This is a genomic window from Peribacillus frigoritolerans (genome assembly GCF_040250305.1).
Classification (GTDB): domain Bacteria; phylum Bacillota; class Bacilli; order Bacillales; family DSM-1321; genus Peribacillus.
Genome location: NZ_CP158190.1, coordinates 1,476,048 through 1,488,382, shown reverse-complemented (window position 1 = coordinate 1,488,382; position 12,335 = coordinate 1,476,048). Strand labels below are relative to the sequence as shown.

At 41.8% G+C, this 12,335-nt stretch carries 10 protein-coding genes; all 10 read right to left on the bottom strand.

Going from position 1 to position 12,335, the window contains the following annotated elements; translation table 11 throughout:
• Positions 1 to 92: 92 nt before the first annotated feature.
• The 10 genes from kynA to ABOA58_RS07320 all read right to left on the bottom strand — a co-directional run bounded on the left by kynA (position 93) and on the right by ABOA58_RS07320 (position 12,233).
• Positions 93 to 938: a tryptophan 2,3-dioxygenase gene (gene kynA, locus ABOA58_RS07365; protein WP_350301808.1), complete on the bottom strand. Its 846-nt coding sequence runs from the start codon at positions 936 to 938 to the stop codon at positions 93 to 95.
• A 17-nt stretch (positions 939 to 955) separates the two neighbouring features.
• Positions 956 to 2,305, bottom strand: coding sequence for an amino acid permease (locus ABOA58_RS07360; RefSeq protein ID WP_350301807.1), 1,350 nt, complete (start codon positions 2,303 to 2,305; stop codon positions 956 to 958).
• Between the two features lie 14 nt (positions 2,306 to 2,319).
• Positions 2,320 to 3,606, bottom strand: a complete 1,287-nt coding sequence (gene kynU / locus ABOA58_RS07355) for a kynureninase (protein ID WP_350302815.1) — start codon at positions 3,604 to 3,606, stop codon at positions 2,320 to 2,322.
• Positions 3,607 to 3,638: 32 nt separating this feature from the next.
• Positions 3,639 to 5,153, bottom strand: a complete 1,515-nt coding sequence (locus tag ABOA58_RS07350) for a carboxylesterase/lipase family protein (protein ID WP_350301806.1) — start codon at positions 5,151 to 5,153, stop codon at positions 3,639 to 3,641.
• 224 nt (positions 5,154 to 5,377) lie between these two features.
• Positions 5,378 to 5,791, bottom strand: a complete 414-nt coding sequence (locus tag ABOA58_RS07345) for a MerR family transcriptional regulator (RefSeq protein WP_350301805.1) — start codon at positions 5,789 to 5,791, stop codon at positions 5,378 to 5,380.
• An 85-nt stretch (positions 5,792 to 5,876) separates the two neighbouring features.
• Entirely contained in the window at positions 5,877 to 7,517 is a 1,641-nt protein-coding gene (locus ABOA58_RS07340; protein ID WP_350301804.1) for a SulP family inorganic anion transporter, read from the bottom strand.
• A 511-nt stretch (positions 7,518 to 8,028) separates the two neighbouring features.
• Positions 8,029 to 9,438, bottom strand: coding sequence for a GH1 family beta-glucosidase (locus ABOA58_RS07335; protein ID WP_350301803.1), 1,410 nt, complete (start codon positions 9,436 to 9,438; stop codon positions 8,029 to 8,031).
• Positions 9,439 to 9,701: 263 nt separating this feature from the next.
• Complete coding sequence (locus ABOA58_RS07330; RefSeq protein ID WP_350301802.1) at positions 9,702 to 10,823, bottom strand: NADH-dependent flavin oxidoreductase; 1,122 nt, start codon at positions 10,821 to 10,823, stop codon at positions 9,702 to 9,704.
• 21 nt (positions 10,824 to 10,844) lie between these two features.
• Positions 10,845 to 11,153, bottom strand: a complete 309-nt coding sequence (locus ABOA58_RS07325) for a heme biosynthesis protein HemY (RefSeq protein WP_101224065.1) — start codon at positions 11,151 to 11,153, stop codon at positions 10,845 to 10,847.
• Between the two features lie 81 nt (positions 11,154 to 11,234).
• Positions 11,235 to 12,233 (bottom strand): Gfo/Idh/MocA family protein, encoded by a 999-nt coding sequence (locus tag ABOA58_RS07320; RefSeq protein ID WP_350302814.1) that lies wholly within the window; start codon positions 12,231 to 12,233, stop codon positions 11,235 to 11,237.
• Positions 12,234 to 12,335 lie beyond the last annotated feature (102 nt).

Sequence of the window (12,335 nt, the reverse complement as noted above, 5' to 3'; positions counted from 1 at the left end):
GAATATTGCTATCTCCTAGCCAATATGGCGTATTTTCATTAAGGCGCTGGGATATCTAACCATTGATTCATGAAATCCCCCCCAGTCAAAGCTTACAGTTTGGTCCTTAATGTCCAAAGCTCAGGAAAAAATGGCTGTTCGACCACTTTTTTCAGATAACTTACACCGGACGATCCGCCAGTTCCCTTTTTATTACCGATGATCCGTTCTACGGTGCTCATATGATTGAATCTCCAGAATTGTTGTTGACTTCCAATATCAACGAGTTTTTCGGCCAGCTCATACAAATCCCAGTAGTTATGCACATCACGGTAAACGGTCAGCCATGCTTTTTCAACACTTGCATTTTCCTGATAAATTAAAGACCAATCCCTCTTCAGGACCGATTGATCAATGGGAAGCCCTCTTGCAGCCAAAGCCCCTATAGCCGCATCATAAATACTTGGTTTATTCAAGGCTGCCATCATCGACTCATAAAGCTCGGGCTGATGACGGAAAACGGCCAATATTTGCGAATTCTTTTGCCCCATCGCAAATTCTATCAACCTGTTCTGAAATGATTGAAACCCTGAAGAGTTTCCTAGTTTCTCCCGGAATTCCATATAATCGGATGGCGTTAAGGTCGAAAGCACATTCCAAGATTGAACTAGTTGCTGTTGGATCCTGGCCACCCTGGATAGCATCTTAAAGGAAGGCTCCAAATGTCCTGCCTCAATATGATCAGTTGCCGCAGTCAATTCATGGATGATCAATTTCATCCACAATTCACTTGTTTGGTGAATGATGATGAACAGCATTTCATCGTGATGGCCAGAAAGTCGATGCTGACTTGATAAAATTTGATTTAAATGCAGATAGTCCCCATAGGACATATCTTTATCAAAATCAGTTACCATACTTTCTTCCAAACGATGTTCATCTCTTGGACCCTTATCCATACTATCCCTCTTTCCCTTTACTTTCTTTTGAATTTCGTCATCAATAAATAAACGATGCAAAGAAAGATCAGCCAAGGAACCCCGAACTGGAGCACGATTTTAAATGGGCCAGTGAACCAGGTAGATACCGTCAAAGCAAACAAAAGAAATGCACCAAGAATCGTTAGATATGGAAATCCATACATTTTAACCGGTAATTTGCGGCCCCCTGATTTCTCCCACCTCTTCCTGAAATATAAATGGGAAATGAAAACCATGAACCAGGTTAAAATGGCCCCGAACATCGATATCCCCATCATGAATGCATATGAAGTATCCGGAAGCAGAACCTTTACTCCTGCAGCAAGAAATATTCCTAAAGTGGATATGAGAAGTGCCCTTACCGGGACACCTTTCCTGCTCACTTTTTGAAATAGGGCTGGAGCCTGCTTTTGCTCGGATAACGAAAATATCATTCTGGTGGAGGCATATAATTGACTATTCATTGCAGATAAAGCAGCAGTTAAAATAATGAAATTCATTATCCCCGATGCCCCGGGAACATTCAGGATTTCCATTACCTTAACGAATGGGCTTTTATCAATACCGGCAGATTGCCAGGGAACAATCATTAACATGATCCCGATAGTCAGTACATAAAAAGTGGCAAGCCTGAAGACAGTTGCCTTCAAAGCTTTAGGGACGGCTATATCCGGGTCCTTTGCTTCGCCCGCCGTCACCGCAATCAACTCAGTTCCTAAAAAGCTGAAGAGCGAAATGAATATGGCGACCCAAAGCCCCCAAAATCCGAAAGGCATAAAACCTCCATCATTGGCATAGTTCTCTACACCGATCCCGCTTGAAGGTCCAGCGCCAATCACCACATAGGCGCCCAGTAGAATGAATATGACAATGGCGCTTATCTTGATCATTGAAAATACATACTCAAAATTCCCGAATGTATTGACACTCGTCGCATTTACATAGATTAGCAGTGCGGCAAAAAGGAAAATCCAAACACTTCCAGGTACAGCAGGGAACCAATATTTCATATAAACAGCGATGGCACTCACTTCGACACCAATGGCAAGAACATTCGCTATCCAATAGGAATACCTCACAACAAAACCCGCAAATGGACTTATATATTTTTCAGCAATGGTTCCAAAGGATCCCGATGTTGGATAGGCTACAGTCATTTCCGCCAAACAGCCCATCAGCAGAAGGACAATGAATGCACCTATTGCATAGCTGATAAGTACACTTGGACCTGCCGTTGAAATCGCAAGGCCGCTTCCCAAAAATAACCCGGTGCCAATTGCACATCCCATGGCTATCATGGTGATTTGATTCGATGATAATTCACGATGCAGTTTATTTTTCTCCATATGTTGCTCCCATTCTAGGCAATGATTCCCCTTTTATTTTCATAGTTTTCATATAATCTGCCGTCCATGATCTTCTTAAGCACCTGTACAGTTTCATAGACTTCCTGAAAAGAGGTATAAAGAGCAACAGGTGCTAAACGAATCATATTCGGTTCACGATAATCGGGTATGATGGCCTCTTGTTTCAATGCTTTACATATTCTTGCAGCTTCTGGATGTTCAAGGATGATATGACCGCCCCTTTTTGCTTCATGCCTTGGGCTCCCAATCTCAAATCCATATCCCGTCAATTCCGATTGTATTAAATCCATAAGATATTGAGTCAGCTTCAAGGATTTCTTCCGGACTTGCTCTATCCCCGCTTCCGCAAATATTTCAAGTGAGCCTAAAAGGGGAGCCATGCTTAATATATGGGGAGTTCCAATTTGAAAGGCACCTGCCGAATTTGCCTGGGTAAAGGTATGTTCCATATCGAACTGCTTATCTTTCCGTGAGCCAAACCATCCAGCCAACCCGGGCAGCCTTGCAAAATGCTTACGGTTCACATATAACCCCGCTACACATCCTGGTCCGCCATTCAAATGCTTATAATTACACCAAAACGCGAAATCCACTTCCCAGTTGTCAAACAAATGCGGGATGGCTCCCACGGAATGACAGGCATCGAATCCTATCATGATTCCACGCGCATGCGCTTCCTTTGTTAACCTCTCCATATCAAGGACCTGACCGCTTCGATATAAAACCGTCGGAAGTACAATCAATGCTATTTCCTCGTTCATTTCTGCAATGATGTCTTCTTCTTCAAGGAATTTACCATCTCGGCTTTTCACCTGAACCAAGTGTGCCGAATGATCAAGCCCATGCAATCGGAGCTGGCTTTGAAGTGCATAGATATCACTCGGGAAGGTTAGTTCATCCGCCAAAATCTTATTCCTGCCAGCTCTCGGTTCAAAAAAAGTGGCCGCAAGCTGATGCAGATTAGCTGTAGTCGACCCTCCCATTATCACTTCATCCTCTAAAGCACCTACCAGCGGAGCACTCAATTCACCCAATCTCTCAGAAAAGTAAAACCAGGGCTCGGTGCCTTCCGTCCACCCATCGATTCCAAACCTTTTCCAATCTTCCAATGACTTCATTAAACTTTTCTCAGCCCGCTTTGATAAAAGTCCCAATGAGTTGCCATCCATATAAATCATTCCGGGGTTCAAGTAGAACTCCTCTCTGTAAGAAACTAATGGATCTTCCTGATCCAAAGTTTTCGCATACTCTTTCGTTGACATGAAATTATTGATATCCATGTTCTCCCCGCTTTCTTCCAAGCCACTATTTTTCACTTGTAAATCCCTACCCCTTCCCATGCCAACCTTATCATTCTGTCAGGATCTTTTTCAATATAATCCTTTTTATCAAAAATCATTGTGTAGTGATTTCTTTCATCATATTTCGGCCAGATTTCGCCTTCCGGGGGATTGGGGTTTCCATGTTTCGCAAAGTTGATCCAATGGCCCTGCATTCTATGGGAAACCTTTAGGGCAGCTGACCTTGAACCATATGAAGTAATCCGTTTCCCAAATGCCGAGTCGAAAGTCTGGAAGGCAAAAGGAATTTCCATACCATGTGTCGCCCCTAATTTACTTATGCGCATTGCGGCCGTTTTATAATCAAAACGGTACATCCATGTTTTTTCAAAGCGGCTGTATGCCTCTGCATACCAAACCGAGGGAATATGGAAAGTCGCATCACGGCCAATGCCAAGTGCAGCTTCCTTTTCTGGGTAGTTTATATAAGCATTCGTAATTCGCTCTTTCGCCTCTGGATCAGTGTTATCGAACATTTTCTGAATCATCGCCGCATTAGTTGGGATTAACGGGGGATCCATCTGGTCGAATAATGTTGCTTCGTCCCTATTTGTTCCTATAAGCAAGGGTATTCCCTTTGCTTTTCCGGATCGAATCGAATCTAGTGGATAATCGGGCAGGAAGTCACCATCTACGACAGGTCCAAATGATAGTGAGCCCGGCATGGCCTGTGAATTTTCCTGCAAGAGTTGGTAGGAGGCCCCGACAATCTCTTGAACTGGAAGTGTCTTTAAGCGGTGGATTTCATCCTTTCCTATTCCCAATATTTCAAGGAACCTTTCACTGAATTGGCGCGCAAATCCTTTTCCGTAAACAGATGTCGGAGCGGGACTTTCCGCAATGGCCTGTTTAAAAAGTCCTCTCGCTGAAGGAACAGTAAGTAAAGTCGTCACCGCATTGCCACCAGCTGATTCACCAAATATCGTAACATTATCAGGGTCGCCGCCAAACGCTTCTATATTTTCTTTAACCCATTTCAGAGACGCAACTTGATCACGTAAACCTAAATTGGTTTCAAATATTTCCCCATCACCTGCCAACTCGGAAAAATCCAGATATCCCAGTGCCCCCAGCCTATAGTTGATGCTTACTACGACTACATCCCCATTCTTAGCCAGTAAATGTCCATTGTACATATCAAGGGATCCAGCTCCCGTTATGTATGCTCCTCCAGGAATCCACACCATGACCGGGCGTTTTTTATCATCAGCCCTAGGCGACCAAATATTCAGGAACAAGCAATCCTCATCCATTTTTTCATTTCCGGTCATTCCCGTCCTTACCGCCCGATCCATCGGCTGCGGGGGAATCGGACCAAAATCCACTGCATCCAGGACACCGCTCCACTTATCTACTGGCTCCGGCGAGAGGAAACGCAGGCCCTCAATCGGCGCTTTCGCATACCTGACTCCACGCCAAACGCATATATCGTTTTCCATAGTACCTTGAAGATGTCCTTTTACCGTCGTAACTATCGATCCAATCATTCCCTTTCACCTCTTCATATAGTAGTAGATACTTAAGTTCTTCTTTTTCCAATCCCTTATATCCTTCATCTTCATTGAAAAAAGATCTATAGACTCCGTTAAAATAAAGTACCGCTATCGTATATAAAGTCAGGTTATCCTTTTGAGTTTGTAGTTTTCATTAAATGTCCAGTTAACAAAAAAAGACCCAATCAGGTCTTTTTTTGTTGAACTTGGCAAAAAGCTTAGGCGAGCATGGCAAGGATACTCAATAAAGAGCTGCCCCGAACGGAAAACTGTTGTGCAGCATATGTTAATTGCTGTTCATCGAGCTGTTCCAATAAAGGCTTTAATTCCAGCAATTCATTCTCCAGTCCTTTAAGGTCTGTAGATAGCTTGTCCACCATCAAGAGCACTTGCTCGGAATCAACAGTGGTTTCCGACCAGACTTGTAACCGTTCCTTGATTTCGGTCAAAGGCATATTCTGTTCTTTATACCGATTAATCATTTGAAGACGATTTAAAGCATCTTCTGTGTAATACCGATATCTTGACCCAGTTTTTTCATAGTTCAGCATTCCTAATTGTGTGTAATAGTCAATGGTTCTTCTCGAAACATTCGCTAGTTCAGCAAGCTGGCCAATCCGATATACATTCACCCAGATAGTCACCTTCTTTTAAAAATCTACTGTTAACGATACTATAACATAACTATCCAAAAAGGTGACTTCGAGGATGAAACTATTAGACTACTTTATCCGAATTGCCCTTCAACTGCTTCTTGGCAAAATACAGGGCATCTTCCTTCGATTTAAAAAAGTGCTGTTTATCTATTTTATGATACAACCCAGTGCTGAGTAACAATTCCTTGGGTTGCTGCTGGATTCCTGAAATGATTAATTTCCCCTTATATTTTCCGATGCGATTAACAATCGCCAATAGTGCAGCCTCTGCTGAAGTGTCCATATATGTTACCCGGCGCATGCTTAATACCAACACTTTCGTCTTATTATCCAAGTTCTCCAATATCGATGACTCCAAGACGTCTATCGAACCAAAGAAGAGGGGACCTTCCAAGTTATACACATTGATCTTTGAATCCGAATTATCAATTGGAATAATCTCGGTAATCTCATGACTTCTTTCCCTGACTTTTAACGTGTGGCTCATTTTTGCAATGAAGGTGATGAATGCAATCAATAAGCCGATTCCCACTCCCATGATTAAATCAGTGAAGACTGTGACGAGGAAGGTGACTAGCAAAACCGCAGAATCCGCCGTCTTCGTTTTCAATACATGAGCGAATTCCTTTCTTTCACTCATATTCCAGGCAACAAACATCAATATGGGCGCCATGCTTGCCAAAGGTATATGCGCTGCATATGGAGAAAGTACCAGCAAAACCAGTAAAACGACAATTCCGTGAATGACTCCGGACATCGGGGAGGCTGCCCCGCTTTTTATATTGGTAGCTGTCCTGGCAATGGCACCTGTTGCAGGTATCCCGCCGAAGAACGGGGTCGCGATGTTCGCGATTCCTTGCCCAACCAATTCCTTATTACTATCATGCTTGGTTCCCCCCATGTTATCGGCCACGGTAGCGGATAACAATGACTCGACACCGCCTAACAAGGCAATCGTAAAAGCAACGGGAAGGAGTGTGATAATGACTTCCACTGATAGTTCCGGCACTTGGAATTCCGGAAAACCTTTCGGAATCGCTCCATACGTGGAACCAATCGTAGCCACCTTATCGGGAAATAAAAAGTAAGCTGCAATTGTGGAAATCAGCAAACCCAGAAGCGGTCCTGGCACTCGTGGCAAAAGTCTAGGTGCGAGCAGTATGACGACAAAACATATAATCGCAACAATCACACTATATAGATTGATCGTGCCTGCTTTAATCACCAGTTCCTTCATGTTATCCATGAACGCTTCATGTTTTTCCACTTTCATACCAAAGAAGTTGGCAATTTGGCCTGAAAAGATTATTATCGCAATTCCTGTTGTAAATCCAATGATGACGGGACGGGGAATGAACTTCATCAAATTGCCTACCTTAAGCAGACCCATCAGGACTAACATTATTCCGGCTAAAAACCCGGCAATAAGCAGGCTTTCATACCCATATTGCATAACGATTCCAAATAATAAAGGAACAAACGCCCCGGTTGGCCCTCCAATTTGATACTTGGAGCCACCCAAAATCGATATGAGGATTCCAGCGATGATGGTCGTATATAACCCGTATATCGGTTCGACGCCTGAAGCAATTGCAAAAGCCAATCCTAAAGGGATGGCTACAACACCTACGACCAATCCTGCCGTTACATCCTTTTGAAAACCCTTCATATTATATCCTTGAAATCTAGAATCTTTTATCATCTTTTTAAAACTCACATCCTTAGTCGTTTTTTTAGTTGGAATCTACCTTCATCAGGAAAAATGACATTCTTTCATTTTAGAGGGAGTGCTTGATCGAAATTAATCTAACTATTGTAGGTTTTTTCAACGGGACAAACCATGCGGGGGGACTTTTCAAAGCTAAGAAATAATCGTCATATGTAATCTCCTTATGTTAAGTTATTTGACATGGTCTCGACCACGCTTCAACATTATACAGTAAAACGTAATACTGTACATTGTTAGTAACGTTAACATTTGTTTACAACTTCTTGCATATTTTTACATTTGCATTACAATCCGGGACCATATTTCCAGTCTAGTTAATTTGAAGCCGGAGATTCAGACTACGAATCAGGAGGTTTGAACTTTGGACTAATTCCCCATATCAGAAAACTTGATTAATGACCAATAGAAAAAAGCATGTTTTGAGAAAGATTGCTCAATACATGCTCTATAAAAACTCAAGGCTCTATATACGTTTTCTTTCAGTTTACAGCTCTTCTCCTCTCGTCTCGATAATATGCTTATACCAATGAAACGACAGCTTCTTTTTCCGGTTTAACTGATCATGATGATCCACGTAAATAAATCCGTATTGCTTCTTATACCCGTTTAACCAACTTAATAGATCAATAACAGACCATGCGTAATATCCTTTTAAATGGATGCCTTCTTTGATTGCCCGCTTAATCACTTTTAAGTGTTCCTCAATATATTTAATACGGGGAACATCCACTATTTCACCATCGATTATCGGATCCTCATCACCAAGTCCGTTTTCTGTAACATACATTTTAATATCACCATAACGCTCTTTTAACATATGCAGCCCATCTAAGAATCCTTGAGGTGAGATTTCCCAGCCCCATTTAGTATATGTTTTATCTTCCATTTTTACGGTCCGATAAAAGCCATCAAAAGACGGGTTTCCTGGAGCTAGAGTAGATGTTTCTCTTGAATGCTCCATGTTTGAGGTGGCTCCCCGATTTTTTTCCACACGAATGGGCTGGTAATAATTGAGTCCAATAAAATCATTTTTCCCCGCATTTCTTTTTAGCGTATCCAGTTCTTCTTCGGTCCAACTTGGTGTCCAGCCTTTCTCCTTTAATTGCTCAACCACATAAGCTGGATATTCACCTTTTAAAATTGGGTCATAATACCAAAAAGTTTCATATTCATTGGCATGCTTAGCAGCTAATACATTCTCATGTTTGTCATCAATACTATAAGCTGGCAGGAAGACATGGGTAATCCCAATTTCACCGTAATGATTCAGTGCCTTATATACCTCTACCGCTTTGGCATGTGCATAAAAAACGTAATGTGTCGCTTGAAAGTATTTATTTTCATCGTTTTGGATTCCAGGCGGGTGCGCTCCTTTTAAATACCCCAAACCGCAAAACATAACCGTTTCATTAAACGTGATCCAATGTTTGACGCGGTCTCCGAATGCGAGAAAACAAATCTCCGCATACTTGACGAATGCTTCAGCTGTTCGCTTATTCGTCCATCCCCCATCTTGTTCAAGCGTCAAAGGCAAATCCCAATGATACAGCGTAACAAATGGAACAATCCCATATTTTAAGCATTCATTAATAACATTATTATAAAATTCCAAACCTTTTTCATTGATTTCCCCGTCACCGGTTGGCAAAATACGTGCCCATGAAATGGAAAACCGATATGATTCAAGTCCCATCTCTGCCATTAATTTAATATCTTCTTTGTAACGATGATAATGGTCTATCGCTACATCCCCGTTTGTACCTTCATATGTTTTCCCCGGTATCTTCGAGAAGACATCCCAATTCGTTATACCTTTACCATCTTCATCCCATGCTCCTTCTATTTGAAAAGAAGCGGAAGCTGCTCCGAATAAAAAATCGTGTGGAAACTTCAATTATAACCCTCCATTTCATACCCTCTTATTAAATTTATAATAATATATTTTATTCATTGGCACAAATATTAATTTTTAATTCACGTAAAACATAAGTCTTAAAGATAGTATTTACTATCAGGGAATGATTAAATCCAGAATTCTGCTGAATCAACCTCTATTTTTCTAGCTGAAGATGATTGATTTTTAGTTTCATATGAAAACATGCAAAAACCCGTCCACCTTTGGAGGACGGGTTACACATATATTCAAGATGTTGCTAATCACTCCACAACCGGGAGCCAACCTTTTATCCCAATCAACTTTTCCCAAAGAGGATCTGGAATGACCAGTTCATCCTGATCTTTTTTTGAAAGGGTGGTCCGTATTTCCGCTTCTTTTCCAGACCTGATTTTTTCAATCCAATGCGGTTCCATAAGAAGTTCGCGGCCAAGGGCGATAAAAGGGACACCCGTTTCCATAGCTTCTGCAACTTCATCGGGTGTATGCAGTGAGCCTACACCGACAACAGGGATACGATTACCTACTTTATCGTAAATTTTAACGATGCGCGACTTTGTCCTATCACTCTCGCGGAATGAGCCATTCCAGAAGTGGCCTACCGATATATGTAGATAATCCAGGTTTTGATTCGCTAATCTATCAACGAATTGAATCGTATCATCTAAGGTGATTCCAGGATTGCTGCCTTCTTCAGGAGAAAGGCGGTAGCCAATGATAAACGGCTTTTTCGCATGCTCAGCAACCGTTTTCTCAACTTCATTCACAATGGTAAGCGGGAAAATCAATCGTTTTCCCAGTGTTCCACCCCAGTTATCCGTACGACGGTTCGAGTGTGGCGAGAAGAATTGCTGCAGCAAGTACGTATTGGCACCATGGATTTCCACACCATCGAATCCTGCTTCGATTGCCCTTCTTGTTGCTTCTCCAAATGCTTTAATAATGTCTTGTATTTCATCTTCACTCATTTCCCGCGGTACAGATGCTTCCTCGCTGGAAGCAATGGCACTTGCAGAAACAGGTTGGTTATCAGGCAATAATTCCGGCGGACTTTGCCGGCCTCCATGATATATTTGCAGGATCGCTTTTGAGCCGTTGGACTGAATCGTTTCGGCTAGTTTTCTCAAGGATGGGATAAAGAAATCGTCATCTGCACTAAGTTGGCCTTGGAATCCCTTGCCTCCAGCAGATACATAGGCACATGCCGTGACCACCGCACCTACACCAGCTGATCGTTCAGCGTAATAGGCCAGTTCATCATCGGTTACAACGCCTTTATCATCCGAAGAATAAGTGGTCATAGGAGCCATCATGATACGATTTTTCACTTCGACCCCTGATGGAAATATATATGGTTGAAAAATCTTTTCGTATTTTTGATTCATGCCAATCCTCCCCCTTTACTCTTAGTGGTGATGATGTCCGTGCGGTTCTTTAGAAGGATTAGTGATTTCAAAGCCTTCTTCAGGTACATAAAAATATTTAATCCAGACACCATCAAGAAATTCTTCACGTGAATCAAGCAAAATATCGATTTCTTTATCTGTTTTGACGATTTCATCATGCTCTGCCGGTGTATCCAGCTTCATGTCATAATGGGCATGATCGCCATGCATATGGGTGATATATACACGAATCATTTTCCCTTCGGCTTCTTCAGTGCTCAGCATTTTTTGTAAGACTTTTGCTGCATTGCGATTTATTTTGCAATTCATGTCCATTCCCCCAACAATAAAATTATCCCTGTACTGAATTCTACCCAATTAAGGGTTATCAGTAACATCCATTTTTCCCCTTCATGATTGACCATGTCCTCGGTCTGAAGGAAAGACGATGCCGATTTGCTTTCTTGCTTCATCCATGATTTCCATGGTCAACAGTGAATTCGAATATGAATTTATATCGGATTCCATTTTCCCCTGCTGTATCAAATCAACAAATTCTTTCGCTTCATAATACATGGAAGGCATATCCTGTTTAACAGAAATATTTTCAGTGGTTCCATCCCGATACTGAATATCCACCGCTTGCGGTCCTGAAATTTTCTGAATGATGATGCTCCCAAGTTCACCTTGAATTTCCGATGGCAAATTGGATTCAGTAATCTTGGAAAACATGACGACTGCCTCCATTTCATCATAAGAAAGCAGAATCGTCCCCTGCCCATCAACTCCTGATTCAAGCATCGTTCCTGATGCCTGCACCTTATTCGGTTTACCGAACAGTACAGCAAGTGGATAGAGGACGTAAATGCCTAAATCCATTAAAGAGCCACTGGAGAATTCCGGATTGAATGCATTCAGCACAGTTCCTTGTTTATATGAATCATAGCGTGATGAATATTGGCAAAAGCTTCCCGAGAAACGCCTAATCTTCCCGATTTTATCCAGATTCCCTTTTATACTTTCAAAATTCGGCATGATGGTCGATTTCATCGCTTCCATCAATAGCACATCATTTTGTTTTGCTGCCTCAATCATTTCCCTTACTTCTGCCGCATTCGAGGCCATTGGTTTTTCACATAATACATGTTTTTTATTTTGTAAAAACAACACGGCTTGCCTGCAATGATGAGAGTTAGGGCTTGCTATATATACAGCGTCGATTTCATCGCTGGCAGCCATTTCTTCTAAATTCGTAAAAGTCGTATGTACTTCGTATTTATTGGCAAATTCCTTTGCTTTCTCTTCTGTACGTGAATACACGGCGGTTAAAGATAAATCCTCTACATGCTTCGCAGCCTCCAAAAATCGTTCCGTGATCCAGTTTGTACCTATTACCCCTAATCTTATCAACATCCTATCCCCTTTCAAGCTAACTTAATTATGTCCTCAATATACAGACATTTTACTGAAAAACAAAGTATAATGAACACTCGCAATTGTTTAAATTGGATT